This is a genomic window from Stenotrophomonas sp. 85239_Sma (assembly GCF_056481725.1).
Map to the genome: position 1 here is coordinate 975641 of NZ_CM151163.1, position 14435 is coordinate 990075.

Consider the following 14435-nt stretch of genomic DNA (forward strand, 5'->3'; position numbering starts at 1 on the left):
CTATCGAGGGAAGTCAGGTGCCCACACGACGGGCTTGCCGTAGGCGGCGAGCAGGCGTCGCAGCGCGGCGTGTTGGGCTTCGGTGAAGTTGTCCTCGGGCTGCATGGCGTCGTTGACGCCGCCCAGGAGGCAGACTTGGTATGCGGATTGGTTGTGCTTACCGGCGAGAGCGCCGGGCTGATTCAGCGGGCGACCGTCGTAGATCGAGCCGTCACGTTCGATGACGAAGTGGACGGCGATCTTCGAGTAGCCCTGCGAGCGGTGCAGGCGTGCGAGTTCTTCGCCGGTCGTGACCTGCTCGGGGCGGGTCATGCTGGCGAGGACGAACAGCGCCTCTACCGATTCCAGAGGTTTGAGGCGCACTTAGAGTTTGTAGAGGTGGACTTCGGTGCGTGGTTCTTCGTCCGGCTGCGCCCAGCGCTTACCGGAGAGCAGCCACATGACTTGCTTGTCGTCGGCCCAATAGCCGGTGGCTTTGGTCACAACGTCCATCGGCCCCTTGGCGAGGTTGTCCACGTCGCCCTTGGGAAACGCGGCCTTCGAGGTCTTGGCGCGTTTGCATACCGCGATGATGACCACTAAAACCGGATCGGTCGGCGACAGGTCCAGATCACCGGCTGGCAGATGCTTCTCTGCGGCTTCCTTCCAGGTCTTGTAGGTCTTGCCGTAGTAGACGCCCCAGCGCGAAACCTTCGGGCGCGAGGCGGGCACCGGGTCAAACGGGAACGTGAGGGAGGCCAAATGCTTGGCCCCCCTCGCGGTGTTCACGATGACCGACAGCGGATCAGTAGTCGCCGTCATCGCCCTCGTCGTCGGAGTCGCTGTCGTCGTCCGAGTCGTCATCGCTGTCGCTGAACGGCGCGCTGTCGGCGGCCTCGTAGCCGTCCTCCTCGCCGAAGCCGTAGTCCTTGGCGTTGCGCTGGCCGAACTCGACCAGCTCGATCACCTGGACGGCGACCATGTAGCAGGTCAGGTAGAACTTCTTGGCCGATTCGACGAACGAGCCGCCGATCTCGTAGGAGACCTTGAGTTCGCTGCCGCCGCCGATCTGCGGCGGGTTGTCGATCTTCTTGCCGCGGGCGTCGAAGATGTCCGGGCGCATGGTGAACTTCTTGCCGGTGCGCTTGCTGACGCCGCTGGCCTTCATCTTGAACTTCACCAGCACGCGGCCGGTGTCATCGCCGTTCTCGTCGGTTTCTTCGGTGAACACCGGGGCCACTTCGGCACCCTTCTTCTTCTTCGGGTTCTCGCTCAGGAACTCCTGGAACAGCTCGTCGCGCCGGGTTTCCAGCTTCTTCGCCAGCGCCTTGAAGTCCTTGTCGTTCGGGTCGAACGCCAGGCTCACGGTGTATTCGCCTTCCGGCTTGAACTTGGTGTCCGGTTCGTTCAGGCGCGGCCACACGGCGGTGCCCTTGGGGGAGACGAATCGTTCGCGCTTCTTGGTTGCCATCAGTTGTCGGTCTCGTAGTTGGTCGGGAGATAGATGCCCGCGCGCCACAGGTCAGCGGCGGCGGTCAACGGGGTGTCGGCGGAAATGCCGAAGGCTTCGTCGATGTCGAAGCCGATGAGCGCCTCGTCGATGAAGGCGTCGGTGATCGGGTCACGCATCACGGGTAGTGCGGTTTCAGCTCGCGCTCCGCGTAGCGGCGCACGGCGTTGAGGGTGTTGACCTGCCGGTAGCGGCAGTCCTGCTCCATGCGCGAGACGACCCGCAGCACTTCCATCGGATCGAGGCCGAGCACTTCGCAGAAGTTCTTGAAGGCGCACGCCAAGCCGATCACCTGATCGGCCGGGTGGCCGAGGGACTGCACGCTGTCGATCACTACGAAAGCGCCGCGTGCGGCGCTCTCGGCAGAACGTGAGTGCAGTCCGTCGATGACGCGATCACGCACCTGCGTGCAGCTCCGTCATGCGGTGCTTGAACTCCTCGACCGTGCCGTGTTCGGCCGGGTTGTAGATGCCGAGGACCACACCGAAGTGGTCCTGGGCAACGTAGGTGTTCAGTGCGTGCTGGTAGTTGATGCTCATGTTGATGTTCTCGCTTGGGGTATCAATTGCCAAAGGGGGATGGACTAGGCAAAGAAATAGCGCGACTCCAGCACCAGGCTGAGGTCCAGGTCGCCATGCGGCGGGAGGGGTGGGAGTTTCTCTGCCGCTTCTGGCGGGAGCTGCTCGACGAGTTGCTGTCGGAAGTCGGCCAGTACGTCGCCGCTGTATTGATCGACGAACGCCTGCCGGAGTGCGGCGGCGAGGATTGCTGCCTGGCCCGCGTGCGTACCGTAGGAGTCGTGGATCATGGCGAACGACTCGATGCCGTTCTCTGCCGCGAGGCAGGTGGTCAGCATCATGTGGCTGGCGTCGCAGGAGTGGACGAAGTTCGGACTGATCCCGAGGGTCTGCCTGCGACGGTCGAGCTTAGTACCGCCGATGTTGACCACTAAATTCACCTCGCGGCCTCCGACGTGCGGCCGGATGCGGACGCCTTCCTCCTCGCGGTACTCCTGGAGGACCGGGAAGCCAGCGGGGGTCGTCCAGCTCACCGGCAGGTCGGCCGACGAGGCGACCTTGGAGGCGTCACGCAGCCAGTCCATCGCCGCGCGGGCTGCGATCACGACCTCGCCGATGCACTCCCACAGCAGGGTCGCCAGGTACTCGGCGGTCTCCCAATCGTCCTCCATGCCCAGCTTCTTGAACTTGGAGAGCACCTGGGCGCGCATGCCCGACTTCGTGACGCCATAGGGCAGCGTCATCACCGGCTGCTTCACGATGTCGCGGGTGAGCTGGCCGTCCAGCTTGATCGCCAGCGGGTCGCCGCTCTCGGCACGGGCGCGCAGCTTCTCCTGGGCCACGTCTTTCACGCGCGAATAGATGTCGGCGGGCTTCGGCTGCGGGATCAGGTTGGTGGCTGCACCGCCCACGGAGTCGCGGAGCATGGCCGAGAAGTTCTGGAGGCCGTTACAGGAGCCGTCGAGCGCGATGGGCAGATGGGAGACGTGATCGCGGCCGTTGAGGCTGTAGCCGAGCCACTCGAAGCACGCTGCCAGCGCGCAGAACGGGCTGTCGGCGTCCATCCAGAAGCGTTGGCCGTCCAGCGGATCGAGGGCGCTGTCGAGAATCTGCTCCTCGTGCTCGCGCACCCAGGCCACGCGCTCCTCGAACGACACCTTGTCCACGCCGAAGCAGTTGGCGACGTGGATGGCGAGCCAGTAGGCACCGTCCTCGCCGAGCGGCACGCCTTGGGCGAACGTCAGCAGGCCCTTGGCCGCATCATCACCCTGCGGGGTCAGCGTCGGGGGCAGGGGGTAGCACCGGCCGCGGAAGTCGAGGTTGTGAGGGAAGTAGATCGCGGGGTACTCGGCGAACTTCTCCGCCAAGGCGATCTTCTGCGCGGCGGCGAGGCGGGTGGACACGCTGCGCGCGTTGGCCTCGTAGACCTTGGCGCGGTCGCGCTTCCATTCCTTGAACTCGTCGGCGTGGTGCTCCTTGAAGTAGTCCGGGTCGGTCTCCAGCAGGGCAGGGCGGCTCGGCAGGTCCATCAGTTCACGCTCCGGCAGCCCGGCGACACCGCCGCCTGCGTTCCACAGCTCGCGCATGACCTCTAGGACGGGCACGTTCACCTTCCAGGCGGTTGCCTGGATGGCGTTGAGGGCCTGGTAGACGTTGGGCATATCGACCAGCGCCAGCTCGCGCTTGTAGGCGCGGTTGCGGGTACGCACGAGGTCAGCCCGGCCGCCGATGTCGGTCAGGTAGCCGCCGTCGCGGGGCGTGGTCCACGGACGGGGCGGGACGACCATCGGCATCAGCACCGGCTGGTACAGGGCGGCGCTGTCGTGGGCCTTGGTCAGCCAGTCGAGCACCTTCTGATTCCCGGCGATGAGCAGGTGGCGCTTGCCGCGCTCGGCGACGGTGACCAGCTCGACCAGCCCGGTCGCCTCGACGAACAGCTCGATGAGCTTCATGCCCACCAGCAGCGCGTCCTTGTCGGACAGGTAGAGGCGCTTGTCGTCCTCGGGGGCGAACTCGGCGTCGGCGATGACGTGCCGCATGACGGCGGTGGAGTGCCGGGCCGAGGTGGACTTCTTGAGCTGCTCCTGGACGACCCGGTACAGGCCGGGGTGCTTCTCGCGGAGCAGGGAGAAGTTGATCTCGTTGGCGACCTCGTGGCCCAGGGTGATCGCCACGGACACCGCCTTGCGGTGATCGGCGACCAGCGCGTTGACGCAGGTGAAGCTGGTCAGATAGGCGAGGGCGTGGGGGTTCAGGTGGCGGATGAATTTGAGGGCGGCGTGGCGCTTGCCCGGCTTGCCGGTGTCGGCTTCGGCCACGAACGCCATGATCGCGGCGGCGGTGGCGTCGATGCTCTCCATGACCAGCTTGCGGCCGGGGCCGGTCTCGGCCTCCTGGCGCTGCTCCCTGATCTTCTCGTAGCGGGCAATGCCCAGGCTGGTGCTTTCCTTCTCCAGTTCGAGCTGGGCGGCGTGCAGGTCGTTCTCTTGCCAAGTCGTCATCGTTTGCCCTCGGGGGATGCAAAAGTCAAAACGGGAGGACCGCACCGGGGGCTGCCCGGTACGGTCCTGAGTGGTTCGGTTGTTGGTCCTGGGTGGACCTATGTGGAACTGTAGTAGTCCTCGGTGGTGAACAGCAATGAGTAGTTCTGAATGGTTGTCCTAGGAGGAGGTCCGCCGAAGATGACCACTTTATTCGGCGTCACCTGGTGTCACCTGTCGCGGCACCCGGCGTCACCTATATGTCACCCGAAGCGTCACCTGATAGACTGGAACGCTGTAAGTAGTTGAGTGGTCAGCACTAATCGGCAGGGGCTTCGGGATTTAGGTTCCAGTGCCGCAAGGCGTGGGGGTTCGAGTCCCCCCTTTCGCACCAGTGCCGGCCTGTCCCCGCCCTGATCGGGCCATCTGCGCCCCCTTGACCGGCACGCGCTGGCAGTGCAAGCCGAATTGGGCGAAACTAAAGGGCTGCGGCAAGCAGGCGCGTCCCAGACGTCGTGTCCTTACAACCGTTTCATCCCAATCATCGAGCCGGGGGCCTGGGCCACCGGTGGCAGGAGTCAACATGCAAGCTTCGATCGAATCCACCGGCAACCTGGAACGCCGCCTGAGCTTCTCGCTGCCGGAAGACCGTCTGCAGAGCCATATCGTCGGCCGTCTGGGCGAAATCGCCCGTACCACCCGCATCAAGGGTTTCCGTCCGGGCAAGGTGCCGGCCAAGGTGATCGAGCAGCGCTTTGGCGCGCAGGTCCGTGGCGAGGCGCTGGACGGCCTGCTGCGCGAAACCTTCGATGCCGCCGTGCGTGAGCACGACCTGCGCATCGTCGGCAGCCCGCGCATCGACAAGGGCGACGAGGGTGAGTTCTCCTTCGTGGCCACCGTGGAAGTGGTGCCGGACTTCGGCGACATCGACGTCAGCAAGCTGACCGTCGTGCGCCACAGCGCCGAGATCACCGACGCCGACATCGACCAGATGATCGAGAACCTGCAGAACCAGCGTCGTACCTGGGCCCCGGTCAGCCGTGGCGCGCAGGACGGTGACCTGGTCGCGGTGGAAACCTGGTCGCAGGCCGGCGAAGAGCGCCTGCCGGCCGAAGGCACCGAGAAGGGTTCGATCGTGCTCGGCCAGGGCATGATGTTCGACACCATCGAAAAGGGCCTGGTCGGCCTGGCCAAGGGCGAAGAAAAGACCCTGGACGTCGAGTTCCCGGCTGACTGGCGCGTGCCGGTGCTGGCCGGCAAGACCGTGCAGGTCACCGTCAAGGTCGCCGAAGTGTCCGAGCCGGTCGTGCCGGCGGTCGACGAAGCCTTCATCAAGAGCTTCGGCGTGAAGGGCGGCGACGTCGAGCAGTTCCGCAGCGACATCCGTGCCAACCTGGAGCGCGAGCTGAAGGGTGCCCTGATGAACCGCCTGCGCCGCGAAGTGGGCGAGCAGCTGATCGCCGCCTATTCGTCGGTGGAAATGCCGCCGCGCCTGGTCGAGAACGAAGCCCGCGCCATGCTGGCCCAGCAGGTTGAGCAGATCCGCCGCAACGGCCAGAACGTCGGCGAAATCCCGGCCGATGCCCATGAAGGCTTCAAGGACGCTGCCGCCAAGCGCGTGCTGGTCGGCCTGCTGGTCGGTGAAGTGGCCCGCATCAACGACCTGCGCCTGGAAGCCAAGCGCCTGAACGAAACGATGCGTCTGATCGCTTCGACCTACGAAGAGCCGGAACAGGTCATTGAGATGTACCGCAACGACCCCCAGCTGATGTCTGGCCTGCAGAACCGTGTGATGGAAGAGCAGGTGATCGACTGGATCGCCGAGCGTGCCCAGCACACCGAAGAGAAGCTGTCGTTCCAGGACGCGATCCGCCAGTAAGCCCGGGCGGATCACCGGATGCCCCGCGCCTTTGCCGGCGCGGGGTTGTTGCCCCCCAAGATAGGTACCTCACGTAATGGACAACCGAACCAAAGCCCTGAACCTGGTTCCGATGGTGGTCGAGCAGACCAGCCGCGGCGAGCGTGCCTACGACATCTATTCGCGCCTGTTGAAGGAGCGCCTGATCTTCCTCGTGGGGCCGATCGACGATCACATGGCCAACGTGGTGGTGGCGCAGTTGCTGTTCCTGGAATCGGAAAACCCGGAAAAGGACATCAACATCTACATCAACTCGCCGGGTGGCGTGGTCACCGCCGGCATGGCGATCTACGACACCATGCAGTACATCAAGCCGAATGTGAGCACCACCTGCATCGGCCAGGCCGCCTCGATGGGCGCCCTGCTGCTGGCCGCGGGCGAAGCCGGCAAGCGCTATGCGCTGCCGAATTCGCGCGTGATGATCCATCAGCCGCTGGGTGGCTACCAGGGCCAGGCCACCGACATCGACATCCACGCGCGCGAGATCCTGACCCTGCGTTCGCGCCTGAACGAAGTGCTGGCCAAGCACACCGGCCAGTCACTGGAGACAATCGCGCGGGATACCGAACGCGACAACTTCAAGAGCGCCTTCGAGGCGCAGGCCTACGGTCTGGTCGACCAGGTCCTGGAGCGTCGTCCGGATGAGTCGATCCAGGCCGGTTGACCGGCCTTCACGGGGCCATGGAGGCCCCGTTCCTGCAGGGTCGGGCGGGACTGGTGTCCCCTCGGCCCTGTGCTATTCTCGAATCGAACCCCCGTTCAGCGGGTGGGGTAACTGGGTAAGCGAAGCATGAGCGAAGACCGCCAAGGTCGTTCCACGGACACCGGCAAGATCCTCTACTGCTCTTTCTGCGGCAAGAGCCAGCATGAAGTGCGCAAGCTGATTGCGGGTCCGAGCGTATTCATCTGCGATGAGTGCGTGGAGCTGTGCAACGACATCATCCGTGAGGAACTCGAGGAAAAGGCGCAGTCGGCGCGCAGTTCGCTGCCCAAGCCGCGCGAGATCCTTGAGGTTCTCGACCAGTACGTGATCGGCCAGAACCGCGCCAAGCGCACCCTGGCCGTGGCCGTGTACAACCACTACAAGCGCATCGAGAGCCGGCAGAAGAACGACGACGTCGAACTGGCGAAGTCGAACATCCTGCTGGTCGGGCCGACCGGTTCGGGCAAGACGCTGCTGGCCGAGACCCTGGCCCGCCTGCTCAACGTGCCGTTCACCATGGCCGACGCCACCACGCTGACCGAAGCCGGTTACGTGGGCGAGGACGTGGAGAACATCATCCAGAAGCTGCTGCAGAAGTGCGACTACGACGTCGAGAAGGCGCAGCAGGGCATCGTCTACATCGATGAAATCGACAAGATCTCGCGCAAGAGCGAGAACCCGTCGATCACCCGCGATGTGTCCGGCGAAGGCGTGCAGCAGGCCCTGCTGAAGCTGATCGAAGGCACCGTGGCCAGCGTTCCGCCGCAGGGCGGCCGCAAGCATCCGCAGCAGGAATTCCTGCAGGTGGACACCAAGAACATCCTGTTCATCTGCGGTGGCGCGTTCGCCGGGTTGGACAAGGTGATCCAGGCCCGTTCCACCGACGTCGGCAGCATCGGCTTCGGCGCCAAGGTGAAGAGCAGCGAGCGCAAGCAGGAAGTGGGCAAGGTGCTGGCCGAAGTCGAGCCGGAAGACCTGATCAAGTTCGGCCTGATTCCGGAGTTCGTCGGCCGCCTGCCGGTGGTGGCGACCCTGGAGGAGTTGGACGAGCCGGCCCTGATCAAGATCCTGACCGAGCCGAAGAACGCCATCACCAAGCAGTTCAAGAAGCTGTTCGAGATGGAGAACGTCGAGCTGGAGTTCCGTCCGGACGCGCTGTCGGCCATCGCCAGGAAGGCGCTCAAGCGCAAGACCGGCGCCCGCGGCCTGCGCACCATCGTCGAATCGGTCCTGCTGGACACCATGTACGACCTCCCGTCGCAGGAGAACGTCAGCAAGGTGGTGGTGGACGAGTCGGTGATCGAGCACAAGTCCGAGCCGTACCTGATCTACCAGACCCCGGCGGCCCCTGAACAGAAGGCCGCAGGCGCCGAGTGATCCTTCCAGGTTGTTGATTGGAAAGGACTTTAAACGAACGCCTTGCATCTGAAAGCCGATGGCCCCATAACGGGGCCATCGGCTTTTTTTGTCTCCGGAAGATGCCCTCCCGGAGGCGGTTTTCCCCTTCCCTGGAGCCCCCATGGCCCGTTCCCCAAGTGAAACCCTCGACCTGCCGGTCCTGCCGCTGCGCGACGTAGTGGTGTTCCCGCACATGGTCATCCCGCTGTTCGTCGGCCGTGACAAGTCGATGCACGCGCTCGAACAGGCGATGGAAGCGGACAAGCGCATCCTGCTGCTGGCGCAGAAGTCGGCCGAGACCGACGACCCGCACGCGGCCGACCTCTACCAGGTCGGTACGCTGGCGCAGGTGCTGCAGTTGCTGAAGCTGCCCGACGGCACCATCAAGGTGCTGGTCGAGGGCCTGTCACGCGTGCAGGTTACCCACGTCGATGAGCGCAACGGCTCGCTGCACGGCCAGGCCGTGGAGATCGACGCCACCGACGAGCGTGAAACGCGCGAGGTCGAGGCGATCGCCCGCTCGCTGATGTCGCTGTTCGAGCAGTACGTGAAGACCAACCGCAAGCTGCCGCCGGAACTGCTGCAGACCCTGTCGGGCATCGATGAGCCGGCCCGCCTGGCCGACACCATCGCCGCGCACATCAGCGTGCGCCTGGCCGACAAGCAGCGCCTGCTGGAGACGTTGGCCGTCGGTGACCGCCTGGAGATGCTGGTCGGCCTGGTCGATGGCGAGATCGATGTGCAGCAGATGGAGAAGCGCATCCGCGGCCGCGTGAAGTCGCAGATGGAGAAGAGCCAGCGCGAGTACTACCTCAACGAACAGATGAAGGCCATCCAGAAGGAACTGGGTGACCTGGACGACGCGCCGGGCGAGCTGGAAGAGCTGGCCCGGAAGATCGCCGAAGCGGGCATGCCGAAGGCGGTTGAAGCCAAGGCGCGCAACGAACTGAACAAGCTCAAGCAGATGTCGCCGATGTCGGCCGAGGCCGCGGTCGTGCGCAACTACCTGGAGTGGTTGCTGGGCGTGCCGTGGAAGAAGCGCAGCAAGGTGCGCAAGGACCTGAAGGCCGCGCAGGACACCCTCGATGCCGACCACTACGGCCTGGAAAAGGTCAAGGAACGCATCCTTGAATACCTGGCAGTGCAGTCGCGCGTGAAGCAGATGAAGGGGCCGATCCTGTGCCTGGTCGGGCCGCCGGGCGTGGGCAAGACCTCGCTGGGCCAGTCCATCGCCAAGGCCACCAACCGCAAGTTCGTGCGCATGTCGCTGGGCGGCGTGCGCGACGAGGCCGAGATCCGTGGCCACCGTCGTACCTACGTCGGTTCGATGCCGGGCCGCATCGTGCAGAACCTCAACAAGGTCGGCAGCAAGAACCCGCTGTTCGTGCTCGACGAGATCGACAAGATGTCGATGGACTTCCGTGGCGATCCGTCGTCGGCGCTGCTGGAAGTGCTTGATCCGGAGCAGAACAACGCGTTCAACGACCACTACCTGGAAGTGGACCTGGACCTGTCCGAAGTGATGTTCGTGGCCACCTCGAACTCGCTCAACATTCCGGGCCCGCTGCTGGACCGCATGGAAGTGATCCGCATCCCGGGCTACACCGAGGACGAGAAGCTCAACATCGCCACCCGCTACCTGGTGCCGAAGCAGATCAAGGCCAACGGCCTGCAGCCGGAAGAGCTGGAGATCGGCAGTGATGCGATCCAGGACATCGTGCGCTACTACACGCGTGAATCGGGCGTGCGCAACCTGGAGCGCGAGATCGCCAAGATCTGCCGCAAGGTGGTGAAGGAGATCGCGCTGGCCGGCCCGCAGCCGGTGAAGGCGAAGAAGGGTGCGAAGAAGTCCAGGGCGCTGGTGAACGTGTCCAGCAAGAACCTGGACAAGTACCTGGGTGTGCGTCGCTTCGACTTCGGCCGCGCCGAAGAAGAAAACGAGATCGGCCTGGTCACCGGCCTGGCCTGGACCGAAGTCGGTGGTGATCTGCTGCAGATCGAATCGACGCTGGTGCCAGGCAAGGGCCAGCTGATCCTGACTGGCCAGCTCGGCAACGTGATGAAGGAATCGGCTTCGGCGGCGCTGTCGGTGGTGCGTTCGCGCGCCGTGGGCTTTGGCATCGACAGCGACTTCCTGCAGAAGCACGACGTGCATCTGCACGTGCCCGATGGCGCCACGCCGAAGGACGGCCCGAGTGCCGGCGCGGCGATGGTGACGTCGCTGGTGTCGATGCTGACCAAGGTGCCGGTGCGTGCCGACGTGGCGATGACCGGCGAGATTACCCTGCGTGGTCGCGTCACCGCCATCGGTGGCCTGAAGGAGAAACTGCTGGCCGCACTGCGTGGCGGCATCCGTACGGTCATCATTCCGGAAGAGAACCGCAAGGACCTGGCCGACATCCCGGCCAACGTCACCCGCGATCTGAAGATCGTGCCGGTGAAGTACATCGAAGAAGTCCTGGACCTGGCGCTGGAGCGTCCGCTGGCACCGAAGAAGGCGCGCAAGAGTGCGCAACGTGTCACGGTGCGCAGCAAGGCCAAACCGAGTGGAAACGCGCGCGTCAAGCATTGACGCGCGCTGTCCAATGGCTTGAAACCCGCGTCGTTGCTGGCTTTCCAGCTTGCGTGGGGGTAGGGCCACTGGTATAAAAGCAGCACTCGCGAATGGGTGATCGCAGTCGGGCGATCACTGAATTCGGCGAACCGTTTCCACATGGCGGCCGCATGCAGAGCGTGTGCGGTTGCTTCCCTGTCGAATAAGCGGAACCCACCGCCAAAGGAGTTGTAGAGAATGAACAAGACCGAATTGATCGACGCCGTTGCTGAAGCTGCAGACCTGACCAAGGCCGAGTCCAGCCGCGCTGTCGATGCCGTCGTTGCCGCCGTCACCAAGGCGCTGAAGGACGGCGATGCGGTCACCCTGGTTGGCTTCGGTACCTTCCAGGTCCGCGACCGTGCTGCCCGCACCGGCCGCAACCCGAAGACCGGCGACACCATCAAGATCGCTGCTTCGAAGAATCCGTCGTTCAAGGCTGGTAAGGCCCTGAAGGATGCTGTAAACTAAGCGGCTCGCTGGGGTGCTTAGCTCAGCGGTAGAGCGTCTCCTTTACACGGAGAGGGTCGGGGGTTCGAAACCCTCAGCACCCACCACAGCACCGCGGTAAAAGTTTGAGTGTGGAGCGGTAGTTCAGCTGGTTAGAATGCTGGCCTGTCACGCCGGAGGTCGCGGGTTCGAGTCCCGTCCGCTCCGCCATTCAACGAGGCCTCCGGCCAAAAGCTGGAGGCTTTGTTTTCTCCCTGGCCCAGGCCGGCTGAAAGCAAAAAAAGCAACACTGTGGAGCGGTAGTTCAGCTGGTTAGAATGCTGGCCTGTCACGCCGGAGGTCGCGGGTTCGAGTCCCGTCCGCTCCGCCATTGCATCGAGGCCCCCGGCCGAAAGCTGGGGGCCTTGTCTTCTCCCCCGGCAGGTTTGGGGGCAAGGCGAAAAGGTTTTTGCAAGAACGGAGCGGTAGTTCAGCTGGTTAGAATGCTGGCCTGTCACGCCGGAGGTCGCGGGTTCGAGTCCCGTCCGCTCCGCCATTGCAGAATTCTTAAGTCCCTGTGAAAAAACTTTGAAAAAAGTGTTCATCGGGCTGGGTTTTCAGGGAATCTTCGGATATACTGGGCGCCTGCAAAGTTTCAGCGCGGAGCGGTAGTTCAGCTGGTTAGAATGCTGGCCTGTCACGCCGGAGGTCGCGGGTTCGAGTCCCGTCCGCTCCGCCAACTTCAAAAGCCCTCGGCGCAAGCCGGGGGCTTTTTCTTTGCGTTGCGCCGGAGGTTGCCGATGCGGGGGTGGCGCGCGCCGGCGGTGGTGGGCGCAAGCCACGCCGGTGCTGCTTTTGGTCCCTGCGGCGAAGCGGGTTACACTGCCGGGCTCGCCAATCAGGCCTTGTGATTCCTCACCATGCTGCAGAAACTCCGCGACAAGACCTCAGGCTGGATCGTCACCGTGATCCTGGGGCTGCTGATGATTCCGTTCCTGTTCGTGATCGACAACAGCTACCTCGGTGGCGTTGGCGCACAGAACGTGGCCAAGGTTTCCGCGCCGCCGACCTGGTGGCGTTCGGCGCCGTCGTGGTGGCCGGTGCGCATGCTTTGGCAGCACCATGAGATCAGCTCGCAGGATTTCCGCACGCGTTTCGAGCAGGAGCGCATGCGTGAGCGCCAGCAGCAGGGCGACAACTTCGACCCTCGCGCGTTCGAGAGCACCGAGAACAAGATGGCCGTGCTCGACCAGTTGATCGACGAGCAGGTCGTGCGCCTGGTCGGTGAGCAGGCGGGCGTGGTGATCGGCGACGGTGCGGTGCGTGAATACATTGCGACCATGCCGGCGTTCCTCGATTCGAACGGCAAGTTCAACGAGAACAACTATCGCCTGGCCCTGGCCGGCGGCAACCCGCCGCGTACGCCGACCCAGTTCCAGGAACTGGTGCGTGAGAGCCTGCAGCAGTCGGTGATCCCGTCGGGCCTGCAGAGCTCGGGCTTCGTCACCCAGGCTGAGACCGAGCGCCTGCTGAAGCTGCTGGGCGAAACCCGTGACGTCGAGCTGGCCGCGTTGCCGCCCGTGCCGGCTGATACCGCACCGGTCACCGATGAGCAGATCAAGAAGTGGTACGACAGCCATGGCAAGGATTTCCGCCAGGCCGAGAGCGTGTCGCTGGAATACGTCGAGATCAATGGCGCGAACCTGCCGGCACCGACGGTGGCCGATGAAGCGACCCTGCGCAAGCGCTATGAAGACGAGAAGGCGAAGTTCACCTCGCCGGAGCAGCGCCAGGCTTCGCACATCCTGATCACCGGTGACGGCGCCGAAGCCAAGGCGAACAGGATCGCTGCCGAAGCCAAGGCCGCTGGTGCCGATTTCGGCGCGCTGGCCAAGGCCAATTCGGAAGATCCAGGCTCCAAGGACCAGGGCGGTGACCTGGGCTGGGTGGAGCGCGGTGCGATGGTGAAGCCGTTCGAGGACGCGCTGTTTGCGGCCAAGGCCGGTGACGTGATCGGCCCGGTGAAGACCGAGTTCGGTTACCACATCATCAAGGTGGCCGCTGTGCGCGGTGGCCAGGGCAAGTCGTTCGAGGAAGTGCGTGACACGCTGGCCGCCGAGCAGCTGAAGGCGGACGGTGAGCGTGGCTTCAACGAGCTGGCCGGTCACCTGGTCGATGCCATCAACAAGAGCCCGAGCGACCTGGCCGCTGCGGCCAAGGAAGTGAACCTGCCGCTGCAGACGCTCGGCCCGATCACCCGCGCGACCGCCAGTGGCATTGCCGCGGACCCGGCTGTGCTGCGTGCTGCCTTCTCCGACGTGCTGGTGCAGGACGGTACTGCCAGCGACCCGATCGCCCTGGGTGGCGCGACCAACCACAGCGTGGTCATCCGCGTGGCTGCGCACACCCCGGAACAGGCCCTGCCGCTGGAAAAGGCCCGTGAGCAGGTGATCGCCGCCATCCGCGCTGACCGCCAGCGCCAGGCCAGCGACAAGGCCGCCGATGCCATCCTGGCCAAGCTGAAGGCAGGCGCCACGCTGCAGTCGCTGGCTGCCAGCGAGAAGCTGCAGCTGAGCCCGATGCCGGGTCTGCCGCGCAGCCAGCCGGTGCCGACCCCGGAAATCAACCGCGCGATCTTCAGTGCGCCGGTACCGGCCGAAGGCAAGCCGAGCTATGGCAAGGTCGACGTCAATGGCCACGCGCTGCTGTTTGCGGTGAACAAGGTCAATCCGGGCGACATCAAGGAAGTGACCGCCGAGCAGCAGAAGCAGCTGAAGGAACAGCTGAGCCAGATCGACGGCATGGCTGCGGCCAAGGCCTACATCGAGGCGATGCGCAGGAAGTTCGTGGTCCAGACCACCGAAGCGAACCTGTAAGCCTTGCGGCTGCATCCATGAGAAAGGCCCG

The 14435-nt window shown here is 64.4% G+C and carries 13 protein-coding genes and 5 tRNA genes; 11 read left to right on the forward strand and 7 right to left on the reverse strand.

The genetic code is table 11. From position 1 onward, the window contains the following. From ACYKG1_RS04530 to ACYKG1_RS04560, 7 genes are read right to left on the reverse strand one after another with little or no spacing between them, the layout of a single operon-like run. Entirely contained in the window at positions 1 to 363 is a 363-nt protein-coding gene (locus ACYKG1_RS04530) for an N-acetylmuramoyl-L-alanine amidase (RefSeq protein ID WP_004154593.1), read from the reverse strand. Next, entirely contained in the window at positions 364 to 801 is a 438-nt protein-coding gene (locus ACYKG1_RS04535; RefSeq protein WP_157178715.1) for a RusA family crossover junction endodeoxyribonuclease, read from the reverse strand. Beyond that, the gene (locus tag ACYKG1_RS04540; protein WP_004154595.1) at positions 785 to 1450 is read right to left on the reverse strand and encodes a hypothetical protein; all 666 of its coding nucleotides are present in this window, start codon (positions 1448 to 1450) and stop codon (positions 785 to 787) included. Before ACYKG1_RS04540 ends, ACYKG1_RS04535 begins: the two co-directional genes overlap by 17 nt. Beyond that, positions 1450 to 1608, reverse strand: a complete 159-nt coding sequence (locus ACYKG1_RS04545; protein ID WP_154267700.1) for a hypothetical protein — start codon at positions 1606 to 1608, stop codon at positions 1450 to 1452. Before ACYKG1_RS04545 ends, ACYKG1_RS04540 begins: the two co-directional genes overlap by 1 nt. Continuing rightward, complete coding sequence (locus ACYKG1_RS04550) at positions 1608 to 1892, reverse strand: hypothetical protein (protein WP_005412421.1); 285 nt, start codon at positions 1890 to 1892, stop codon at positions 1608 to 1610. Before ACYKG1_RS04550 ends, ACYKG1_RS04545 begins: the two co-directional genes overlap by 1 nt. Then, a complete protein-coding gene (locus tag ACYKG1_RS04555; protein ID WP_005412422.1) occupies positions 1885 to 2028 on the reverse strand; it encodes a hypothetical protein in 144 nt (47 codons plus the stop codon). The genes ACYKG1_RS04550 and ACYKG1_RS04555 overlap by 8 nt, the downstream gene beginning before the upstream one ends. Positions 2029 to 2072: 44 nt before the next feature. Continuing rightward, entirely contained in the window at positions 2073 to 4508 is a 2436-nt protein-coding gene (locus ACYKG1_RS04560; protein ID WP_005412423.1) for a DNA-directed RNA polymerase, read from the reverse strand. Positions 4509 to 5070: 562 nt separating this feature from the next. On the opposite strand from ACYKG1_RS04560, the gene tig reads away from it, so the two are divergent. The 11 genes from tig to ACYKG1_RS04615 all read left to right on the forward strand — a co-directional run bounded on the left by tig (position 5071) and on the right by ACYKG1_RS04615 (position 14404). After that, positions 5071 to 6366, forward strand: a complete 1296-nt coding sequence (tig, locus tag ACYKG1_RS04565; protein WP_100471436.1) for a trigger factor — start codon at positions 5071 to 5073, stop codon at positions 6364 to 6366. Positions 6367 to 6442: 76 nt separating this feature from the next. After that, positions 6443 to 7069: an ATP-dependent Clp endopeptidase proteolytic subunit ClpP gene (gene clpP / locus ACYKG1_RS04570; RefSeq protein WP_004146318.1), complete on the forward strand. Its 627-nt coding sequence runs from the start codon at positions 6443 to 6445 to the stop codon at positions 7067 to 7069. Between the two features lie 126 nt (positions 7070 to 7195). Continuing rightward, positions 7196 to 8485, forward strand: coding sequence for an ATP-dependent Clp protease ATP-binding subunit ClpX (gene clpX / locus ACYKG1_RS04575; RefSeq protein ID WP_004154600.1), 1290 nt, complete (start codon positions 7196 to 7198; stop codon positions 8483 to 8485). Between the two features lie 142 nt (positions 8486 to 8627). Beyond that, entirely contained in the window at positions 8628 to 11078 is a 2451-nt protein-coding gene (lon, locus tag ACYKG1_RS04580; protein ID WP_478471933.1) for an endopeptidase La, read from the forward strand. A gap of 219 nt (positions 11079 to 11297) precedes the next feature. Next, complete coding sequence (locus tag ACYKG1_RS04585) at positions 11298 to 11570, forward strand: HU family DNA-binding protein (RefSeq protein ID WP_004146343.1); 273 nt, start codon at positions 11298 to 11300, stop codon at positions 11568 to 11570. Positions 11571 to 11581: 11 nt separating this feature from the next. Next, a tRNA-Val gene (locus tag ACYKG1_RS04590) sits at positions 11582 to 11656 on the forward strand. A 26-nt stretch (positions 11657 to 11682) separates the two neighbouring features. Continuing rightward, a tRNA-Asp gene (locus ACYKG1_RS04595) sits at positions 11683 to 11759 on the forward strand. 83 nt (positions 11760 to 11842) lie between these two features. After that, a tRNA-Asp gene (locus tag ACYKG1_RS04600) sits at positions 11843 to 11919 on the forward strand. An 88-nt stretch (positions 11920 to 12007) separates the two neighbouring features. Then, positions 12008 to 12084 (forward strand) — tRNA-Asp (locus tag ACYKG1_RS04605). Between the two features lie 106 nt (positions 12085 to 12190). Continuing rightward, positions 12191 to 12267, forward strand: a tRNA-Asp gene (locus ACYKG1_RS04610). A 181-nt stretch (positions 12268 to 12448) separates the two neighbouring features. Further along, positions 12449 to 14404 (forward strand): peptidyl-prolyl cis-trans isomerase, encoded by a 1956-nt coding sequence (locus ACYKG1_RS04615; RefSeq protein WP_262226265.1) that lies wholly within the window; start codon positions 12449 to 12451, stop codon positions 14402 to 14404. The last annotated feature ends 31 nt before the right edge of the window (positions 14405 to 14435 follow it).

Coding starts and splice junctions, on each gene's coding strand:
- ACYKG1_RS04535 (WP_157178715.1), bottom strand. CDS start 801: ATGACGGCGACTACTGATCCGCTGTCGGTCATCGTGAACACCGCGAGG.
- ACYKG1_RS04540 (WP_004154595.1), bottom strand. CDS start 1,450: ATGGCAACCAAGAAGCGCGAACGATTCGTCTCCCCCAAGGGCACCGCC.
- ACYKG1_RS04545 (WP_154267700.1), bottom strand. CDS start 1,608: ATGCGTGACCCGATCACCGACGCCTTCATCGACGAGGCGCTCATCGGC.
- ACYKG1_RS04555 (WP_005412422.1), bottom strand. CDS start 2,028: ATGAGCATCAACTACCAGCACGCACTGAACACCTACGTTGCCCAGGAC.
- ACYKG1_RS04560 (WP_005412423.1), bottom strand. CDS start 4,508: ATGACGACTTGGCAAGAGAACGACCTGCACGCCGCCCAGCTCGAACTG.
- tig (WP_100471436.1), top strand. CDS start 5,071: ATGCAAGCTTCGATCGAATCCACCGGCAACCTGGAACGCCGCCTGAGC.
- clpP (WP_004146318.1), top strand. CDS start 6,443: ATGGACAACCGAACCAAAGCCCTGAACCTGGTTCCGATGGTGGTCGAG.
- clpX (WP_004154600.1), top strand. CDS start 7,196: ATGAGCGAAGACCGCCAAGGTCGTTCCACGGACACCGGCAAGATCCTC.
- lon (WP_478471933.1), top strand. CDS start 8,628: ATGGCCCGTTCCCCAAGTGAAACCCTCGACCTGCCGGTCCTGCCGCTG.
- ACYKG1_RS04585 (WP_004146343.1), top strand. CDS start 11,298: ATGAACAAGACCGAATTGATCGACGCCGTTGCTGAAGCTGCAGACCTG.
- ACYKG1_RS04615 (WP_262226265.1), top strand. CDS start 12,449: ATGCTGCAGAAACTCCGCGACAAGACCTCAGGCTGGATCGTCACCGTG.